The organism is Ktedonobacter robiniae (assembly GCF_016587375.1).
Taxonomy (GTDB): Bacteria; Chloroflexota; Ktedonobacteria; order Ktedonobacterales; family Ktedonobacteraceae; genus Ktedonobacter; species Ktedonobacter robiniae.
Window position 1 is genome coordinate 2,601,694 of record NZ_BNJG01000001.1, and the last position, 19,441, is coordinate 2,621,134.

Below are 19,441 nucleotides of genomic sequence, written 5' to 3' on the forward strand. Positions count from 1 at the left end.
GCAAATTGAGCGATAGAATCGGCTCTCCAGATGCTATACTGTAAATCCGGCAGTATGTCAAGTACTGTGTAAAAGGACAAGATCTGGCTGAGCTTGCGATGCTAGTGGCATCGTGAGCTTGTGGAAGGTCAAGCCGCGAATGACAGCATAGAAGAGCAGCAGACAGCTCCCCTCATTGCGAAACGCGGCAGCCATCTTGTGCGAACGACGTTTGACTTCTCCAAAGAGCCGCTCACTGACATTGTTGGTGCGAATGGTCTTCCAGTGCGTCTTCGGAAAGGTGTAAAAGGTGAGACAAGCCTCCAGATCCCGCTGCAAGCACTCTACCGCGGTGGGATAGACCTTCTGGTACTTCTCAAGGAAAGCAGCCACGGCTTGATCGGCCTGCTGTCGGCTTTCTTGGGAAAAGAGGGCTTTGAGCTCAGGTTCAAGCTGTTCTCGCTGCTTGCTCGGAACGTAACTGAGCACGTTCTCCATCTTGTGCAGAACACAGCGTTGTCTCTGTGCGGTCGGGAAGTGCTTGGTGATGGCATTGAGCATGGCCCGGTTGCCATCACTGATCCAGAGCCCGATTTCCTTGACTCCTCGTGCTTTGAGGTCCTCCATGAGATCCTCCCACGCCTGCTGATTCTCCCGATCCCCCACGCGAAAAGCCAGCACTTCTCGCTCTCCGGTGATGGCAATGCCCACCACCGCCAAGATGGGCATCTTGCAGCCTTCGCTCTGGTAGATCACGGTGAAGTAGGTCCCATCGGCAAAGGCGTAGGCATAGCGCTGAGCTAGGGGACGGGCTTTCCACTGCTCATACTCCTCTTGCAGCGTATGAAACACCCGCGAGACGGTTGAGGCACTCGGATGCAAACCGGTTAATGTCTCGATGATCTCTCCGACTTGAGCCATGCTCACTCCTTTGATGAACATGTCTTGCATGGCGCCATCCAGCTCGTCGCGGCGGCGATGATAACGCTCAAACAACTGCGTGTGATACCCTCCTCGCGTGCGAGGAACGGGCACATCAGCGATTTCTCCCACGGTGGTGTCCAGATGACGGCTGTAGTGTCCGTTGCGTTGATCTCGACGGTGTTGGCTGCGCTCATACGGCTTGGCTCCAATAAAGGCCGTCACTTCTTCTTCCAGCACATTGATGAATGCGATGCGAACGGCGTACTGGAGTCGCTCTTTCACCAGCTGCTCAAAGGCCTCTTGACGGGTGATGATGTCTTCGCTAGAGTGATCGTAAAGGGTCATGGCTATCCTCCTGGTTCAGTTTTACTACATTTTCCAGTTCAGGATACCAGACCTTTTTTTTACACACCACTCAGAATACTGCCCTTGTGGGTAGAAAGAACCAATTTGAAAGAGAGAATAAAACGATGAAAAGTCCAATCCAAAATCGCGTCACCAGTGTCTTTGTGCATGTGACGGATATGCAGCGCTCCAGCAAGTGGTATAACGAGTTGCTCGGCGTGGCCCAAGGGAGCACTACCCACGAAGGCACCATTTATGATGTGCCAATGGATCGCCAACACAGTCCTTTTTTAACTCTGGATGCCAACGTGACACTCACTCAACCAGATGGCAGGCATCCCCAGTTGATGCTCGAAACAGCTGATATTCAAGCTGCACATGATTTTCTGGTGGCCAGAGATATCGAACTGCTAAACGGTATTGAAGATATTGGCTCAATGTATTTCCTGGCTTTTAAAGATCCTGATGGGAATGTTTTGCTCGTCAGTCAGAAGAAATAAAAGGGTAAGAAAAGAAGCAGGGATGATGATATGAAGCACCTCTTCTGCTTTAGATGAGATTGCGCTGACAGCGCTGTCAGCGCAATCTCATCTAATTAATCCCATCAAGAACACGCCGAAGATGTTGGTGTCCCAGCCGGCTTTGAGGCGCTTGGCATGGATGCCCACACGGGAAGAACGTTCTTGACGCAACAAATTCAAGCTGATATGGCGAAGCACTGCGAGATTTTCGTCGGCATGACCGAGCCTGACACGTGATTCATCTTCTCGAAAAGCGATATCGAGGACCCAATGCAGGCTATTTTCAATGCCCCAGTGGCTTCTGGCCGCAGTGGCAAAGGCGTTGACTGACGAAAAACTGAGCAAGAAGTAGCGCGTTTCTTTCGTGGTCTTCTGCTCCATGCGCCGTTGCGCCCGAACGACCCCAATGCCTCGCAAGCCTTTCCACTGATGTTGCGGGTCGAGATAGGCCAGGATTTCCGGATCACTCAGGGTCCAATATTCGCGAATTTCCAATCGACCGTGACCTTTCTCCACTTGTCGATCCATCTTCCAGTACGGGCAGGCAAAGCCATCTTTTTCCGCGAGAGCAAACGTCGCCTTCACCTCGTCAAACAGGTTCCCGTGATTGTCTTTGAGAGCCAGGGCATAGTCGCCGTCTTGCTTGATAATCTGCTCGGCAATCTTGGTTTGCGTCCTATCGCATCAATGGTCACAATGCAGCCATACGCGCACCAGTTGCTCTAAGAGCAGCGGGATGGCGGCAATCTCGTTGGACTTCTCTTCCGTCGCGAGTTGAGCCAACACCAGACGATTTTCGACTGCCCAGGCACTGACCAAATGGAGCGCTTTTTGGCTTGCTGCCTGATCGTGCGAGCGGCGCAGCGTTTTGCCATCAATCGCAATCACTCCTTTGACGGTTTGGCTGATCCCTTGTACCCATTGGGTGAAACTCGCTTCAAACTGTTTGGGATCAATGAGGGCAAACACGCGCCCGAACGTATCATGAGACGGAATTCCATTGGGCAAGCCGAGCAAGTCCGTGAAAAAAGCCTCTTTCGCCTTCCCGAATTCCTCAATTTCAACCCATCCTTCTGCTCCACATAAAACTCCACAGATCGCCAGAATGATGATATCCCGTAATCGATGCCGCTTGGTTCGCTCCATTCGAGGGTCTTCCACTTGCGCAAACAGGCTTTCCAGATCTTGTCGGCTGTTCTCCTCCATCTCGTGGCCTCCCGCTTTTTCGGCTTATTTTATCACCTCCTCTTCCTTTCTTCTATTGTTGTTGAGCTTATTTAGATACGATTGCCCTGCTAAACGGGATTTATTAGTCAGATCGCTCTTAGCCGGAACGCCCCAGCAAAGCCAAGCAGGAGTAGCGCACGGTCGCGCTGATCGATCAGTGAGGTACCTAGCGGGTCAACCAGCCAATAGATAATACTGGACGGCGGGCCGCGCATCTTGCGTACCACTTGCTGTGGGACATGGGTTCGTCTGATGCCCTGCATGGTGAGTTTGACAGTGGGCAAGCGTGTAAGGAGTGGTACCCGGCAGCCGAGCGTAGTTGGCTGATGGCCGACAGCCGCCGCTGGATCGTCGATACTTTGCAGAGCGGCGCCAAGTAGGCCCTTTACCATTGAGCATCCTGATGTCAAAGCTGGTTTTCAGGCGGGCCAGCAGGCAATCTACCGTGATACACGGCCGGAGAGGATATGGAGTTGGTGCGGTTTATCAGCGACTTTAGGAGCGACGAGCAGCAACGGTTGGCATATAACGTGGGCTTTTTGTTCGGGTTGTATGCCAACAAACAATAGCACTATACATAAAGAAGCAGGAGGGGGCAATTGCTCCCCTCCTGTTTTGTCTTACACAGCAATGCCGAGCAGATCGGCCAGTTCGACCGTCGCTCGCATTAGGTATTGAGTAACTTCGGGCTGCATGAGACGAAATGCACTTCATCGAGTACCTGCCCTACACTTTTAATATATTGGACAATCTTTCTTAAATGCCCCCCGATGACCCTCTTCTGTCCCTGTTCCTCATTTGTAGCAACGTATTCTGTATTTGCCTCAACGCATATGCATGAGTAATACGTTCCTGCTCCAGACGTATCGAGTTCTGAGCAAGGTGCAGGAAAAGCTCATGCTCATCTGCTGTCAGATAAGGCAGTCTTCGCACTGCACAGGGCGTTCCTCGCACGCAGTATTCGGCAAATATCTGCAAGGTTTCTTTTTCCATCATGAGCGAGATGACATGCGGAAAGATCGAACGAAGCTGGGAGAGAATCTGGAACCCATGGGCATCAAGATCCCCCCAATAGATCATTGGACATTCAGACAGCCAGGGGATAGACACCAGGCTGCCTACTTTGAAGCCCCCACCAAGAATTGCAAAAGTGTTAGGTAAAGGAGGCAGCGTAAGAAACGTCATCTTATTTTCAGTGATGATACAATACTGCCCTTTGAGAGGCAGTGCTGCACATTGAGAATGTGGGAGAGTCAGCTCAGTAATTAACAGCGCATAGTGCGTTCTGAGCTGATCATCGAGCAAGCGTATATGAACCTGGATCTCCTCCTCACGGAGTCCAAAACGCTTCTCGAACGAGGTGGTATCGTGCATGATGGCTTCCTGAGGAAGCAGTTGTTCGAGGAGTTCTTTCAAAATCCCGGTGTGCCGCTCAATAAATTTGGTATCGACATTGATGGGGAGTTCTCGAATGTAGAGATGTGGTCGGGGATGATCCAGAAAATAGAGACAGACAGCAAGCAATCCCGACCAGCAGTTATGGTTATCAACGACCTTCTTTGGATTCGTTTGCATCCAGCTTTCGAGTTGTGGAATCTGCTCACGGATAAGCTGCACATCCTGTTTAAAACGAATAAATTCTTCGTCCTTCTTGATGGTGGACAGCAAATCCTTCGACGTGTCCAGCACAACGTGGATCGGCACTGTTTGTGTTCCCAGCAATCGCTTTTGTTGCGTTACCGACTCAATCCGGTAGCCGGACCCGCCCTCTGTTTTTGCGCAGGCTTGCAAGCGCTCTACTTCGTTTTTGAGACGTACGAAGTCAGAGGAGGGTTTCCCTGCCGAAAATACCATGGGGACGAAAGCTTCCCCTCGCAACCAGGCTCGCAAAAATGGAATGTACTGCCGTTCAGCCTTCTGCTTGATCTCATCAGGCGTAATCACAGATTCTTTGCTCCTGTTTGCCATGCTTGCTTCCGTTCGAGATACTCGGCGAAGGTCAGGTTGTACACTTTCGAGTCATTTTCTTCTTCGGTATTCGTCACGAAATGGCAGGACGAGATATATTTTTCGACCACATGAATTTTATCGAGCGGAGTTACGACCAGAACTTGCAGATCGAGCTGCCGGAACAAATCCATGGCGTACCGTGCATTCCGTTCATCCGACCGGTTAAACGCCTCGTCAACTGCCACAAAGCGGAAGGTGCGTTCGCGGCCCTCTTCCTGGTCCAGGTTGTATTGATAGGCAATCGCGGATGCCAGAATAGTGTATGCGAGTTTGGCCTTCTGTCCCCCCGACTTGCCGGAGGAGTCCGAATAATAGTTTTTTTGTTCCTCACTCTCCTGATACAGCTCAGAAGCGGAGAAATCAAGCCAGTTGCGAACATCGGTCACTTTTTTGGTCCAGCGCTCATCCTTTTCAAAGCGTTGTAGGAGGGCGTGGATACGCTGAAAACTGACCTCGTTTATCTCAGCAGTCCTTGCCTGTCCAATATCCGGCAAACAGGCACGTAAGAGCATTCTGAACTCGCGGACCTCTGCATCATAGGATCGTTCACCGTTCAGTTGGATATACGTCACGTCGGTATAACCAATGGTACGAAGCGATCTGTTGAGCCGGGCAATCCTCTCCCGAATCTCTTCCTCTTGCAGATCCAGTGCTCCCTGAAAACTTCCGATGTCTGTGATCACTTTTTCATTCAGCAACTCTTTGAAACGGCGACGATGACGTGGTAAGTCTTCATGCTTGAGATGCTCATAGAGATCACGATACGCCGCTATAGCGTCTATCGATACATCCATTTCTTGGGCAAGAACAGGACTCGTCTCGCGTACATCTCTCATTCTGCCGACGATCTTTTCTGATACCTGGCGAAGCTGGGCATTGAAAGATGATGAGCGATTGGCATAGAGTTGCCCTAATCGGTCGCGGGCATCGTCGATGGTCGTTAAAGAAAGGGCAGGTTTTTTCTCTTGCTCCAATATCTCCCTTAGTTCTTTGTCTATACGCTCCAATACTTCCGCTTGTTGTGAGAGCACCATTTGATCCAAACCACGATCACATCCCTGCTGCTGCGCTTCATATCGTTGGATATCTCCGTGCAATACCTGCTTTTTCGCAAAAAATGTGTCTCTCTCCTGTTTCTTCTCTTTCTGCAATTCCTGAACAGATTTCAATTGGTTGCGCAACGTTGCAAGCTGCTGATTACTGGCTTCTAACTCCAGCAAACGCCGCTGCCGACCTTGCAATTCTCTTTCCACAACCTGCCAATCGATTTTGTCAAAGCTCTCCCATGTCAGCAATGATTGCACGCTTGACTGTGTCTCCCAGCATTGCTTCTGTTCCTGCTCTATTTCTTTTACTACCCGATCAGTTTCTTGTAATAAACGCTTCACTCTCTTAAGCGCTTCTTCAAGCGTCGCACGTTTTTCCTGGTTGTTCCACCCCAGAACATACCGTCGACGATCACCGAGGGCATGCCGATCATCTTTTTCATGACGAGCACCTCCATGCTTTATCTGACCCTTGAGCGTTACCGCCTGGTGGCCCCGCTGAAACTCCTCCAACGACTCACAACAGAGATAGTTGTAATAGTCAATCAACTCAGCATTCAACCAGCCTGTAAACGCAGTGCCGGGTTTGGTCTCAAGCTTGTAAAAGAGCGATTGTGGCGATAATCGCTCCTCGTGGCGCGGCGTTCTGGCGCTGGAGACACGATGATAGACCAATCGTCCACGCAAATTGGTATGATCAACATAGCCGCTAACACGTTGATACAGGTGCTCAGCGACCAGCAGTCGCCGCCCAAAGTTGTGCAGCAAGCGCTCAATCGCAGGTTCCCATCGCTCCTCGCTGCTGCGCACCCGGAGCAGTTCACCGACGAATGGCAGATCCTCTTCCGCCAATTTCAGCTCTGTTATCAACCGCCGGCGCAACAGAATATCTTCAGTGGGAACCTGACTGCTACGCTGTTGAAGAGAAAGCAGTTCCTCCTCAAGCTCCTCCTGCTCGTGTTTGAGGGGCGTAACCTTCTCCATGTGCAGGTCGCGCTCTTGCTTGAGATATTCACCCCTTTCTTCAATCTGTTCCTGTATTGCTCTGGCTTGTTGCTGGTTTACATAGAAGGAGCTTTCGTCCTTATACTCTGCAAGTCTAAGGTCCCTTGCTCGCTTGTTGTATTTTTCGACTTCTTTTTCACGCTCTCTTTTCTGTCGTCGAAGAGAGTCTATTTCCCGGTTCAAATCCGTGATCTGCCTGCCTATCGCATCATTTTCGAGGTCAATTTGCAAGCGTACTATGTGCTGGTCGAGATCATTCAGTTCATTTTCGAGTTTGTCAAAGCTTGCCTCCGCTTGTGCCAATTCCTGGTTCGCGTCCTCGATTGTCTGGACAAGAAGCTGTTTCTTTTGCATCATGATATACGTGGGAAGAAGACGATTGCTTCGCACGGTCTCGTCAATACGAGCTTGTTGCTCCATATAGCGTCGTGCATCCTGCATCAAGGGTTCTAGTATTGCTAACTGGCGCTCTGCTAATTGAATGGCATCATGCGCGCGCGTCAAATTCGTGAAGTTTTCCTGCAACTGCTTGATACGATCCTGAGCATCTGTTCGTTCGAGCATGTGATTGCGGACAAAAGCGTTGAGACCACCAATCTCCTTGATAGAGACAATTTGATTAAACAGATCGAGGGCATTCTCTGAGCCTATATACATCAGTTGGCGAAAGCGCCGGCTATACTGTACAAATTCGTCATAGACTTCAATGCCTTGCGCCTTGAATTGTTTGCGCCACTCTTTCGGCGCTCCCTGCAAGCGAAAGTGGGTATCTATGCTGAGAGGAGCGGTGGCAATCAGGTGCAATTTCGACACTTTTTCATCAACCCAGAGAACCTGGGCCAGGGTAACAACCTGATCCAGTTCGGCATTCGCAAAAACGGCCAGTAAGACAGAATAGGTCGTATTCGAGCGCAAGTATTGCGGCTTGGAACGATTGCTTTCAAGATCTTTCTGCTTCCCCCACGCTCCTAAGATGTAGGAACGCTCATCACGCTCTTTGTGCTTCTCTGAACCTGATGCAAGATTGTAACTACGTTTGCGCAAAGGGACGAGCAGTGTCAATAACCCATCCACTATCGTTGATTTGCCGGAGCCATTTCCGCCTGTCAGCAGAGATGTGCCACCGTGTGGGCACAGGCTCCAAATGCGACGATTGAAGGTTCCCCAATTATAAATTTCCATCCGCTCCAGGCGGAAACCACTGGCCACCACCTGGTCCTCACGCCCTGCTTCTTCACTCCTCACTTGCACCATAGTGTTGTAACCTCTCCTTAATCTCGACTAACCGATCAGCATCGATCTTGGCCTTGAGGATACGACGCACCTCAAAATAGTCCGGGCCGAGCTTTGGCAATCTCTTGAGAAACCCCAGGTCGACCACGCGCGAAATAAGCGCATCCATTTTGCTCTGCTCCAGTAATTCATTGCTACGTTCAGGCAGGAAATGCATGAGGAGTTCATGGATCTGTCCCCTGGTGAGAATACAGGTCGTGCTTTCAAGATTACTGGCCTCAAATTGTAAAAGTTGTTCGCGTAAGAGGACACACAGCACCGTTGTGGGATAATTCAGAGGGATACGTCGCGTCAGGCGGGGCAGTTCAACGACCTGCCCTTCCTCATTTTCCAGATCCGGCTGGATCAGATAGGCAAAGCCATCTTCCTCCTGCATATGAAGTTCCAGTCCGATCTTTGCACAATGAATGCGGATCTGATCCAGATGCCTCAGCAATACATTCCAGGTCTGAGCGTCATCACTAAAAAGCGGACCTTGCAGCAGTTTGATCACCGCCGGGGCAAAAGGCTCGACACTACTCCCCCTCATAGTCGCTCCTTCGATACAAAACGCTTGGCACGACTAACACCCGCTCCACTGAACCATCCTCTTGTGCCAGCGAAGAAAACCGTATTGTTTCGCTCGCATCCACATCGATTTGGTGGCGTGCATCTCTGGCGGCCAGCATACAATAGGTCAGGATTTCGGCCAGTCCTTTCTCTACCGGATACCGAGCAAGGACTTCGCAAAGGCGGATCTGTGGCGTATACTCAAGCAGAGTTTCAATGCGTGCTCGTAACATGTCCTCATCAAGAGAGAATGGGGTATAAAGTGCTGTCAGATCGATGTCACGCAGATCTTCTTCACTCACGAGAAGAGGCGGCTCGCCGGACGGCCTCGCTTTCTCCGGTTTCCAGAGATCACGTTCCATCGACAAGTTGATCTCCGGCGCTCCTTCAATTTCCAGAAATGTCATGCTTCCATCAATGACATGAGCCAGACGGTATCCCTCTCGTTTGATGTCCTGAATCAGTGCCTGGACACGACGATTTTCTGCTGCTGCCTGCTCATCCAATAAGCGGCGCAATTGTTCCGCCAAACGAGCGTTGGAGTGAACCACTTTTTCGGCAGCCTCAATAAGCGTGCTGGAGAGTCGTGGTAAGACACGCTCTTCGTTAAGCACCGAACGGAGTTCAGGCAGGTGCGTCAATTGCTCAAGGAATGCTTTCAACTCGTCACGTTGTGAGGGCGAAATGAGGAATTCCCAGAAGGTGTAGAAACTGCGTCCCTGATCTGACGATTTCAGATCCGCATCTGCATCGAGGACATATTCGACCAGCGATCCCTTGCGCGCTCCCGGTTGGAGTTGGGCCTGCTGGACTGAACGGGCAATGTCACGAAAGCGCTCCTCGACGAGCCGAAAATCACGGAGCAGTTGGCGCGCCATATTCGAGGCTTCAATGAAGCGCTCTCGAAGTTGGGTCGGACTATACTGTTTTTCCACCATCCCTGTCTGATAAATCTGCTCAATCTGCTGATCCAGATCTTTCCTTTGCTGTTCTAATTGTTCCAGGCGCTTATCGGGATCGTCTGTGCTCTTCTCGATAAGATCACGAATGAGCTGCACAATCAGGAGGAAACGTGACTCGGTTCCCACAAACGAACGCGGCTGCATATCTTCCAGCCAGCCAATCGCACGCTCGGCTTCTGAAGTCAGCACCACCATTGGTACCTCAGAATTGCCGTGTGCCACGATATGGATGAAGCGGTGGTCGGAGTCTGACCATGTCCTGATATATGCCTGAGCTGTTCCAGGATACTGTCCTGGCTTCTGCTCACGAAGATATTCTAGGTATTCCTCAAGATGTTCGATGAACTCAGGATGGGGAACAGCGACACGCTGTGCCTGTTTAAATTCTCGATGTAAAAAACTGATAATCAGCGCGGCAGAATCGGCTTTCAGAAGTTTAATACTAGAAGCGTGCTCAAGAGTGTAGGCTAATTGCTCTTCGCTCATATCAAAGCCCATCGATCACTCCTCTACTTTGCCATTGCCACTTAGTCCCACATACAAATCTGCACAAAAAATCCTATCGTAATTGAGCATCTTCCTCCACATACTCCAGCCTGATGGAGTTTTCAGCGAGCAATTAAGAAGAATGCTTGGTGTGGGCCAAAGAGAGGCACTTGCTCGCCTTACTTTTTCTGTTTCTTAGATAGCTTCTCGCTTCTATTAGAATACATCTATTATAACATATCACACGATTTTGCTATCTCACTGTCCCCTCGATTCCTTGAGGATATATTCCGCTCTCTAAGCCACCTGGTAGAGTCGGGTCGAGAAGAACAGGAGGATAGTGCGCAGCTAGATAGCACAGAAGAGGTTGAAATAATACGGTATTATTTCAACCTCTTCCTTAGGCTCTAGAACACGATCAGATAGTGACTACTATTCCCTTTTCCTCCAACAATTCATGGATCCCGCTCAGTATTTTCTCTACGTCGCGAAGTTCTATACACTTAAGGTCATCAAGACTGACTTTCTCTCGTTATTGTTCAGATTTGACCACTTCCCACGACCACATCATTTGCAACGTTCGCGATAGTCCCAAGGAGTAGCAGGAGGAGGCCGATTGCCTCCCTCCTGTTTTGTTTTATACGGCAATGCCGAGCAATTCGGCCAGTTCGGCCGTCGCTCGCATTAGGTATTGAGTAACTTCGGGCTGCATCAGACGAATTAAACAAACAGGGACAAACAGCCAAAACAGTCTACAGGAAGGTCTCCAGTGTAGCGCAATCTTCGCGAACTCTGGTATAGTTTACACCAAGTTGATAAACTAGCTGCTTTTGCTCCAAAACTACGAGAGGACGGAGTACCAAGCCATGAACGAAGATAAAGATCTGGTTGGGCCAATGGCTTGTCATCACTGTGGAAACAGAACAATTTTTAAAAAAGAGGGTGAGTATATCTACTTCACAGAAGATGAACATTTTGAAAATGAATGGGCAAAGTATATTTGGCAATTACTTCGTTGTCTTACATGCTCGAAACCAACATTGGTGGAACTTTATGCCGACGATGGTGGTGCCTTGTTTAGCAAGAGACCAGAAGATATAGAGGATGAGGATTACAGATGGAAAGAATTATATCCTATTGCATTAGTTCAGCAATACGCTCGTGATATGCCCAAAGATATTATTGAGGTCTATAAAGAGGCATCAGCAATTTTCTCTCACTCTCCTCGTGCTAGCGCTGCTCTTCTCAGACTCGCACTTCAAAAACTCTGCATTCATTTAGGGCAACCTGGGAAAAATCTCCATGATGATATTCGGGCACTTGTAGAAGCAGGGTTATCTCCTAAAGTTCAACAGGCATTTGATATTGTACGAATTGCTGGAAATAATGCGGTGCATCCAGGAGAAATTGACTTTAACGACGACGCCAAGACAGTAAAAACGCTTTTTAAGCTCATTAACTTTATTGTGGAAGAGATGATAACCCGTCCACGCGAGATTAAAAAGATGTATGATACTTTACCCCAAACTAAAAGAGATGAAATTGAGAAAAGAGATAGGAGCAAATGAAGAATATTCAACTACATATAATGGTACTGATATTGTTGTCCAACATACAAAAAGCCTCTCCTTCCTTCGCATTCAAATAACGACATGAGTATGCCCCGTTTTTCTTCCCAAGACGGGACTGTGGAGTTGGCCCAGTTTGGTGTGGTCGATGAATGGAGAAGGTGAAGGTGAACGGGGCTCTTGTTCTCTCATCTATTTTCGGCAAGAGTCTATCTTCTTCAGAAAAGTCTACCTTCGGCATCGCAAATAGTAGACCTTGCTGAAGAAAGTAGACGTTTCGAGATGAGAGTAGATCTTTCAGCAGTAGATAGACCTTTCATACACGCAGGATCAGAGTCAATCCATGCTAAAACAACCTGTAACAGCGCCTTTTTCCCTGCTCTTTTTGCGATTGAGCACCCGGATGTCAAGGCAGGCTTTCAGGCAGGCCAGCAGGCCATCTACCGTGATACACGGCCGGAGAGCGATATGGAGGTGGTGCGGTTTATCAGCGATTTTATGGCTGACGAACCACGGCGGCTCGCCTATAACGTCGGCTTTTGGTTCGGATTGTATGCTAACAAACATAGCACTCTACGTACAAAAGCAGGAGGGGCAAGTGCTCCCTTCCTGCTTTTGTCTTACACGGCAATCCCGAGCAGCCCGGCTAGTTCGGTCGTCGCTCGCATTAAGTATTGAGTAACTTCGGGCTGTTGAGCGCTATCAGGATGCTTTAGAGGCCAGCAATCGAGCCATTGAGAGCGATCGAATGAACTCAGCGACTTATAAGGAGAAAAGTGAGAATCTTCATTGCCTGAAACGTGAAACAGAGGCATTGGAAGCACTAGAACAAGCTATTACATTGAAACCCAATTCTGACCACTTCTATAGACAGAAAGCAGAGATCCTTGCTAGCCTGAGACGCTATGACGAGGCATTAATTGCCTATGATCAAGCAATCCGTCTCGATCCTGATAACGACTACTCTTATTGGGCCAAAGCCAGATTTCTTTCGCAGCTTGGTCGTGATGAAGATGTGCTGGCCACCCATGATCAGTTTATTGAACGTTTTCCTGCTGTTTTTAAGGGATACCAAGAGAAACTGTTTTTTCTCTCAAAACGGCAACGCTACGAAGATGGATTAAAAATATGCGATACTTATTTGCAACAGCATCCCCATCAGGCTCAAGCGTATGAGTGGAAAGGCCGTCTGTTGTCTCACCTTAATCGCCCTGAAGAGGCCCTGCTCTTCTACGAGGAGGTCATTCGCTTACAACCGCAAGATGAGGATGCCTATACGGCAAAGGCAGAGGCACTAGTGAAGCTCAAGCGGTATGATGAGGCGCTAAGCACCTTTGATCAGGCGCTCCAAGTAGCTCCCGATGAGGTTGAAATCTCGAAGAAGAAAGGCAGGCTTCTGATTGAATTGAAACACTACGAGGAAGCTTTGCCAATCTGGCAGAAAGCTGCTCGCCTCGATACAAAAGATGCATCTCTTCAAGATACCATCGGTGATATTCTGAGAGAACTAGGTCACTATGAGGAAGCCATCCAGACTTATAACCGGGCGATTGGCAGTATTCTGAGTGGTGTGTAAAAAAAAGGTCTGGTATCCTGAACTGGAAAATGTAGTAAAACTGAACCAGGAGGATAGCCATGACCCTTTACGATCACTCTAGCGAAGACATCATCACCCGTCAAGAGGCCTTTGAGCAGCTGGTGAAAGAGCGACTCCAGTACGCCGTTCGCATCGCATTCATCAATGTGCTGGAAGAAGAAGTGACGGCCTTTATTGGAGCCAAGCCGTATGAGCGCAGCCAACACCGTCGAGATCAACGCAACGGACACTACAGCCGTCATCTGGACACCACCGTGGGAGAAATCGCTGATGTGCCCGTTCCTCGCACGCGAGGAGGGTATCACACGCAGTTGTTTGAGCGTTATCATCGCCGCCGCGACGAGCTGGATGGCGCCATGCAAGACATGTTCATCAAAGGAGTGAGCATGGCTCAAGTCGGAGAGATCATCGAGACATTAACCGGTTTGCATCCGAGTGCCTCAACCGTCTCGCGGGTGTTTCATACGCTGCAAGAGGAGTATGAGCAGTGGAAAGCCCGTCCCCTAGCTCAGCGCTATGCCTACGCCTTTGCCGATGGGACCTACTTCACCGTGATCTACCAGAGCGAAGGCTGCAAGATGCCCATCTTGGCGGTGGTGGGCATTGCCATCACCGGAGAGCGAGAAGTGCTGGCTTTTCGCGTGGGGGATCGGGAGAATCAGCAGGCGTGGGAGGATCTCATGGAGGACCTCAAAGCACGAGGAGTCAAGGAAATCGGGCTCTGGATCAGTGATGGCAACCGGGCCATGCTCAATGCCATCACCAAGCACTTCCCGACCGCACAGAGACAACGCTGTGTTCTGCACAAGATGGAGAACGTGCTCAGTTACGTTCCGAGCAAGCAGCGAGAACAGCTTGAACCTGAGCTCAAAGCCCTCTTTTCCCAAGAAAGCCGACAGCAGGCCGATCAAGCCGTGGCTGCTTTCCTTGAGAAGTACCAGAAGGTCTATCCCACCGCGGTAGAGTGCTTGCAGCGGGATCTGGAGGCTTGTCTCGCCTTTTACACCTTTCCGAAGACGCACTGGAAGACCATTCGCACCAACAATGTCAGTGAGCGGCTCTTTGGAGAAGTCAAACGTCGTTCGCACAAGATGGCTGCCGCGTTTCGCAATGAGGGGAGCTGTCTGCTGCTCTTCTATGCTGTCATTCGCGGCTTGACCTTCCACAAGCTCACGATGCCACTAGCATCGCAAGCTCAGCCAGATCTTGTCCTTTTACACAGTACTTGACATACTGCCAAAAGTTTCCTCTACAGGCTACTTCGATCGTGGAGACCCTTGATGCTAAACAGTTAAGAGTCTCTTGCGATCTCTTTATTACAGATCCCCCTATGCGGACGCGGTACACTACCAGGAAATAACTGAATTCTTTATTTCCTGGCTCAGAAAAAATCCATCAAAATATTACAAAAACTGGATTTGGGATAGCCGTAGAGCTTTAGCTATCAGAGGTTCCGGAGAGGAGTTCCGCCGTGACATGGTAGCATCCTATAAGACAATGGCAGATTACATGCCCGATAACGGTCTACAAGTCGTGATGTTTACCCACCAGGATACAGGCGTTTGGGTGGATATGGTAGCTATTATGTGGGGAGCCGGCCTTCAGGTGACGGCGGCTTGGTATATCGCCACAGAAACTACCTCCGAGCTGAAAAAAGGTGGTTATGTCCAAGGTACGGTATTGCTGGTGCTCCGCAAGCGCAAGGAGCAAGCCTCTGCCTACCTGGATGAACTGGTTCAGGAAGTCAAGACCGAAGTCGAACGGCAAATGGATACTCTATTGGGCCTGAATCAAACCATTGTTTCTAAGCGTAAAAAGCACGCCGAGAGCAATACCCTGATTGAGAATCTGTTTGAAGATGCCGACTTACAAATGGCAGGCTATGCTGCCGCCCTGCGGGTCTTGACAGGATATACCCATATTGATGGTAGAGATATGGCTGCTGAGGCTTTACGACCTCGTACTAAAGGCGCAAAAGGCGTAGTGAGTGAGATTATCGATTTTGCTGTTCAGATCGCCAACGAGCACTTGGTACCAGAAGGTATCCAACCCGCTATTTGGGAAGAGCTAACTGGTAGTGAACGTTTTTATCTCAAGATGATAGAATTAGAAGCCTTAGGGCTAAAGAAGCTGGATAACTACCAAAACTTTGCGAAGGCTTTTAGGGTAAACAACGATAATTCGATGATGGCATCCTCTAAGGCCAATGATGCCCGGCTGAAAACTGGTTATGAGTTCAAGAAAACCGAGTTTGACGGCGAGTTTGGCCAGTCCGGTTTGAGGGCCGTCCTGTTTGCACTCTATGAGCTTCAAAAAGATTTGGATAGTGATGAAGTAATGAGTCACCTGCGAGATCTGGTAGTGGATTATCACAGCCGCCGGGAAGCGCTGAAGGCATTGATTCACTATATTGCCTCCAAACGGGAGAAAACAGCTCCACGGGAGGCTGAGGCGGCTAGAATTCTGTTAGGGCGTATTCAAAATGAACGGTTAGGTGGGTAACAAGGATGCAGTCACCTATGTCGGAAACAGCTTTCATCCGTCGTTTTTCATCCAGGACTGGCCGCTTGTCCCATATTTTTCTCAAGGATCGTCTTCAGAATGCCAGTGAATACAAACGGATTGCTGGCTACTTTCGCTCTTCTATCTTTGAGGTGGTCGGCGAGGAGATTGTCGGCATTGAAAAGGTTCGGATTGTCTGTAACAGTGACCTGGATCCCCGAGACATCAAAGCATCCCGTTTGGCACAAGAGTCCATTCTGAAAGAGAAGTGGAACGAAGGAACAGATGAAATTGATACTCTGCTCCATCGTCCCCGCTATAAAAAGCTCTATGAGTTACTGAGGAGTGGTTGTATTGAGGTCCGCGTTTGCTCTGCCTCGGAGGCTCCTTTTCTCCATGGGAAAGCTGGAGTTATCCGACAACGTGACGGATCTGCTTCCGCCTTTATCGGTAGCCTAAATGAAACGCGCGAGGGCTGGCAAGCACATTATGAAATTGTTTGGGAAGATACCTCGGAAGAGGGGATTGCTTGGGTTGAAGCTGAATTTGAATACCTATGGGAACGGGGAGTTCCCCTGCCCAATGCGGTCATCGAGGAAATAGGACGACTTTCCCGCAAACGGGAAGTGGTTATTGATGAGATAGAACCTGAAGATGTTGCTCCTGCTGCCCTAGTGGAGGCTCCGCTTTATAGGATGGGGGAAGAACTCAAACCTTGGCAACGATCTTTCGTTGGCCTATTTTTAGAACACCGGAGCATTTACGGGGTAGGGCGTTTTATCCTGGCCGATGAGGTGGGGGTTGGAAAAACCCTCTCTCTCGCTACTAGTGCGATGGTAGCTGCTCTTCTGGGAGATGGTCCAGTTCTGATCCTTTGCCCAGCTACTCTCTGTCTGCAATGGCAGGTTGAGCTTAATGATAAGCTAGGAATCCCTTCCGCTATCTGGATTTCCAATCGCAAGGTCTGGCAGGACCATAATGGGAACATCATCAAGACCCGAGGGGCTGAGGATATTGGCCGGTGCCCTTACCGTATTGGGATTGTTTCTACGGGCCTGATCTTTCATCAGGCAGAAGAAGCTAGTATCCTGCTGAACCGGCGATATAGAACCCTCATTTTGGATGAAGCTCATCGTGCCAGACAATCCAAGGGCCTTGGGAACAAGGAAGGCGAGCCAAATAACCTATTGAAATTTATGATAAAAGCTGCCCAACGTTCGAAACATGTTGTATTGGGGACAGCGACACCTATTCAGACCAATGTGGAGGAATTGTGGGATTTGCTGGAAGTATTGAACCAAGGGGCGAATCACGTTCTAGGACAGTTTTTGAGCCACTGGAAAAGCTGCCAAACAGTGCTCCCTATTCTGACAAAGGAAAAGAACGTCACGAATGAGAGCGAAGCCTGGGATCTGGTTCGCAATCCGTTGCCTCCCAAAACCGAGGATGCGCTCTTTGACCACATCCGGTCAGATCTATCTATCCCAGACACCCGCTTCTACACGGATAAATCTTTCACGGATCTGGATCTATTCACGCGCGTAGGGTTTTCTGAGAGGCTGGAATCTGATGAAGAGGGTCTGAGCTTCTTTCAACGGAATAACCCCATTGTTCGTCACACTGTTTTGCGGAAGCGGGCAACCCTGGAGAATATGGGCCTTCTGGAGCGGATTGCAGTAGACATTTGGCCCAGCGAAATGGAACGTCTCCCGATGTTTCAAGGAATTGCGCTGCGGACATCCACTGATTTTGATGGAGCATATAAGGCGGCAGAGGATTTTGGAGATGCCATGCGGCGCCGTACCAAGGCGGCTGGCTTTATGAAAGATATGATGCGGCAGCGTATATGTTCCAGCTTCGCAAGTGGTCTGGCTACTGCTAAGAAACTCTTGGAAAAACGGCAATTCCCCGAAGACGAAGAGCAGGCGAGCCTCATTGAGAATTTTGAGGTTATCCTGAGTCAGGAAATCAGCCACCTTGAGAGATTGATTGATTTTTTGGACCGGAAACCAGCGGATCCTAAGCTGAAAGCCGTATTGCACTTTCTAAAAGATAAGAAATGGCTGGAATACGGCTGCATTATCTTCAGTCAGTATTATGACACATCCTTCTGGGTGGCAGAGAGCCTAACCAACTCTCTACCGGATGAGAAAATAGCTCTGTACGCAGGAGCAGGAAAGTCTGGATTATTCTTTGCCGGGGAGTGGCGCAGTGTCGAGCGGGAAGAAATCAAGCGGGCTGTTCGGGATCGCATTATCCGCCTGGTGGTGGCTACGGATGCAGCCTGCGAAGGTCTAAATCTGCAAACCCTTGGGATACTGATTAACGTGGATCTGCCTTGGAACCCTTCTCGCCTGGAGCAGCGTATTGGCCGGATCAAGCGATTTGGGCAAACACGGGAACGTGTGGACATGCTAAATTTGGTTTATCAAGACACGATAGATGAGAAGGTATATCAGGTTTTGTCTCAGCGCATGAAGGACCGCTATAACCTCTTTGGCTCTCTTCCAGACACTATTGAGGATGAGTGGATTGAGCATATTGAAAATCTGGATGAGTACTTTTCCCAGTTTACTCAAAAGAAAAAGCAGGCGAATGCTTTTGATTTGCGCTATGCTAGTACTGTACAACCAGCAGGTCCTGGATGGGAGCTTTGTGAGACAGTTTTGTCTCGTCGAGATATTATAGAAAGGTTGTCAGAGGGGTGGTAAGCTTTAAGTCTATAGAGATGAATAAGCGCTCGGCAGGACCATCCACCGGTTGCTTCAGAGCGCGCACCACTACTGTAGGACCGACGATGCCAGCGTTGAAGCCCACGGATTGCGCAATGAGTGTGACGAGCCCATTGAGGCGGAAATCAATCGGTCGGATATGAAGGAAGCAACGTCCTCTGTACGCTCACAACTGAGCCAAATGATATACTACTGATATACTGTTGAAGAGCTATCCTCTTCATTTGGCTCAACGAGTAGGATTTCCCGCTTGCATCTGACATCAGAGGGAGTTATGGAGTATCTGATCATCTATCAAGGCCAAGCAATCGCAAAAATCACCCATCCAGAAGCGGATGTTGGGCAGGGCATCGTCATTGGCCCGTTTGTCCCGTTTCCAGCTTATGAAAGCGTTCGCGCTGTGTTTCAGATCTCTGGGCAGCTTATCGCTGCTGAGCTTGAGAGCGGGAGACGGAACGAAGGTGCCTGGCAGCAGTACTACCAACAGCGAGATGTGCTTACGCAGCGTCTCTCTATTACCACTCTTGATGATCTCCCAGTGGAAACCACTTGGATCGACATCCTTGACTGCTCGGAGGACATGGGAGACGATGGATACGAAGCTCACTTTGTGGTGGCGACTCCTGAATTCTTCAAGGATGTATTGCTCTGGGATCAGAGAGCAGAAAGGGGCGGGGCACCCTTTTCAAGCTGAA

General features: G+C 49.5%; 14 protein-coding genes and 1 pseudogene. 8 read left to right on the forward strand and 7 right to left on the reverse strand.

Going from position 1 to position 19,441, the window contains the following annotated elements; all coding sequences use genetic code 11:
- Window positions 1–57: 57 nt before the first annotated feature.
- The gene (locus JMJ04_RS10960) at window positions 58–1,248 is read right to left on the reverse strand and encodes an IS256 family transposase (protein ID WP_201370525.1); all 1,191 of its coding nucleotides are present in this window, start codon (window positions 1,246–1,248) and stop codon (window positions 58–60) included.
- Between the two features lie 125 nt (window positions 1,249–1,373).
- Between JMJ04_RS10960 and JMJ04_RS10965 the strand changes: the two genes are divergently transcribed.
- The gene (locus JMJ04_RS10965; RefSeq protein WP_201370526.1) at window positions 1,374–1,748 is read left to right on the forward strand and encodes a VOC family protein; all 375 of its coding nucleotides are present in this window, start codon (window positions 1,374–1,376) and stop codon (window positions 1,746–1,748) included.
- A gap of 87 nt (window positions 1,749–1,835) precedes the next feature.
- On the opposite strand, the pseudogene JMJ04_RS46495 reads toward JMJ04_RS10965, so the two are convergent.
- The 6 genes and pseudogenes from JMJ04_RS46495 to JMJ04_RS11000 all read right to left on the reverse strand — a co-directional run bounded on the left by JMJ04_RS46495 (window position 1,836) and on the right by JMJ04_RS11000 (window position 10,359).
- Window positions 1,836–2,975 (reverse strand): annotated as a pseudogene (locus tag JMJ04_RS46495) (ISAs1 family transposase).
- A gap of 107 nt (window positions 2,976–3,082) precedes the next feature.
- The gene (locus JMJ04_RS10980; protein ID WP_201370528.1) at window positions 3,083–3,388 is read right to left on the reverse strand and encodes a hypothetical protein; all 306 of its coding nucleotides are present in this window, start codon (window positions 3,386–3,388) and stop codon (window positions 3,083–3,085) included.
- A gap of 364 nt (window positions 3,389–3,752) precedes the next feature.
- The gene (locus JMJ04_RS10985; protein WP_201370529.1) at window positions 3,753–4,940 is read right to left on the reverse strand and encodes a Wadjet anti-phage system protein JetD domain-containing protein; all 1,188 of its coding nucleotides are present in this window, start codon (window positions 4,938–4,940) and stop codon (window positions 3,753–3,755) included.
- Window positions 4,937–8,311, reverse strand: coding sequence for an ATP-binding protein (locus tag JMJ04_RS10990; RefSeq protein WP_201370530.1), 3,375 nt, complete (start codon window positions 8,309–8,311; stop codon window positions 4,937–4,939). Before JMJ04_RS10990 ends, JMJ04_RS10985 begins: the two co-directional genes overlap by 4 nt.
- A complete protein-coding gene (locus JMJ04_RS10995) occupies window positions 8,292–8,879 on the reverse strand; it encodes a DUF4194 domain-containing protein (protein WP_201370531.1) in 588 nt (195 codons plus the stop codon). The genes JMJ04_RS10990 and JMJ04_RS10995 overlap by 20 nt, the downstream gene beginning before the upstream one ends.
- Window positions 8,866–10,359, reverse strand: a complete 1,494-nt coding sequence (locus tag JMJ04_RS11000) for a DUF3375 domain-containing protein (protein ID WP_201370532.1) — start codon at window positions 10,357–10,359, stop codon at window positions 8,866–8,868. Before JMJ04_RS11000 ends, JMJ04_RS10995 begins: the two co-directional genes overlap by 14 nt.
- 854 nt (window positions 10,360–11,213) lie before the next feature.
- Between JMJ04_RS11000 and JMJ04_RS11005 the strand changes: the two genes are divergently transcribed.
- From JMJ04_RS11005 to JMJ04_RS11035, 7 genes are all read left to right on the forward strand, one after another.
- Window positions 11,214–11,915 carry a DUF4145 domain-containing protein gene (locus tag JMJ04_RS11005; protein WP_201370533.1) on the forward strand — a complete coding sequence of 234 codons (702 nt, stop codon included), beginning with the start codon at window positions 11,214–11,216 and terminating at the stop codon, window positions 11,913–11,915.
- A gap of 282 nt (window positions 11,916–12,197) precedes the next feature.
- On the forward strand, window positions 12,198–12,593 hold the full coding sequence (locus JMJ04_RS46500) for a hypothetical protein (RefSeq protein WP_236037983.1): 396 nt from the start codon (window positions 12,198–12,200) through the stop codon (window positions 12,591–12,593).
- Window positions 12,594–12,663: 70 nt separating this feature from the next.
- Window positions 12,664–13,491, forward strand: coding sequence for a tetratricopeptide repeat protein (locus tag JMJ04_RS11015; RefSeq protein ID WP_201370534.1), 828 nt, complete (start codon window positions 12,664–12,666; stop codon window positions 13,489–13,491).
- Window positions 13,492–13,550: 59 nt separating this feature from the next.
- Window positions 13,551–14,741, forward strand: coding sequence for an IS256 family transposase (locus tag JMJ04_RS11020; RefSeq protein WP_201370535.1), 1,191 nt, complete (start codon window positions 13,551–13,553; stop codon window positions 14,739–14,741).
- 247 nt (window positions 14,742–14,988) lie between these two features.
- Complete coding sequence (locus tag JMJ04_RS11025; RefSeq protein ID WP_201370536.1) at window positions 14,989–16,014, forward strand: hypothetical protein; 1,026 nt, start codon at window positions 14,989–14,991, stop codon at window positions 16,012–16,014.
- A 17-nt stretch (window positions 16,015–16,031) separates the two neighbouring features.
- Window positions 16,032–18,725 carry a phospholipase D-like domain-containing anti-phage protein gene (locus tag JMJ04_RS11030; protein ID WP_201370537.1) on the forward strand — a complete coding sequence of 898 codons (2,694 nt, stop codon included), beginning with the start codon at window positions 16,032–16,034 and terminating at the stop codon, window positions 18,723–18,725.
- 271 nt (window positions 18,726–18,996) lie between these two features.
- Complete coding sequence (locus JMJ04_RS11035; protein ID WP_201370538.1) at window positions 18,997–19,440, forward strand: hypothetical protein; 444 nt, start codon at window positions 18,997–18,999, stop codon at window positions 19,438–19,440.
- Window position 19,441 lies beyond the last annotated feature (1 nt).

Bases quoted from the DNA above. Each gene is read 5' to 3' on its own strand.
- JMJ04_RS10960 (WP_201370525.1), bottom strand. From the start codon at position 1,248: ATGACCCTTTACGATCACTCTAGCGAAGACATCATCACCCGTCAAGAG.
- JMJ04_RS10965 (WP_201370526.1), top strand. From the start codon at position 1,374: ATGAAAAGTCCAATCCAAAATCGCGTCACCAGTGTCTTTGTGCATGTG.
- JMJ04_RS10980 (WP_201370528.1), bottom strand. From the start codon at position 3,388: ATGGTAAAGGGCCTACTTGGCGCCGCTCTGCAAAGTATCGACGATCCA.
- JMJ04_RS10990 (WP_201370530.1), bottom strand. From the start codon at position 8,311: ATGGTGCAAGTGAGGAGTGAAGAAGCAGGGCGTGAGGACCAGGTGGTG.
- JMJ04_RS10995 (WP_201370531.1), bottom strand. From the start codon at position 8,879: ATGAGGGGGAGTAGTGTCGAGCCTTTTGCCCCGGCGGTGATCAAACTG.
- JMJ04_RS11000 (WP_201370532.1), bottom strand. From the start codon at position 10,359: ATGGGCTTTGATATGAGCGAAGAGCAATTAGCCTACACTCTTGAGCAC.
- JMJ04_RS11005 (WP_201370533.1), top strand. From the start codon at position 11,214: ATGAACGAAGATAAAGATCTGGTTGGGCCAATGGCTTGTCATCACTGT.
- JMJ04_RS46500 (WP_236037983.1), top strand. From the start codon at position 12,198: ATGAGAGTAGATCTTTCAGCAGTAGATAGACCTTTCATACACGCAGGA.
- JMJ04_RS11015 (WP_201370534.1), top strand. From the start codon at position 12,664: ATGAACTCAGCGACTTATAAGGAGAAAAGTGAGAATCTTCATTGCCTG.
- JMJ04_RS11020 (WP_201370535.1), top strand. From the start codon at position 13,551: ATGACCCTTTACGATCACTCTAGCGAAGACATCATCACCCGTCAAGAG.
- JMJ04_RS11025 (WP_201370536.1), top strand. From the start codon at position 14,989: ATGGTAGCATCCTATAAGACAATGGCAGATTACATGCCCGATAACGGT.
- JMJ04_RS11030 (WP_201370537.1), top strand. From the start codon at position 16,032: ATGTCGGAAACAGCTTTCATCCGTCGTTTTTCATCCAGGACTGGCCGC.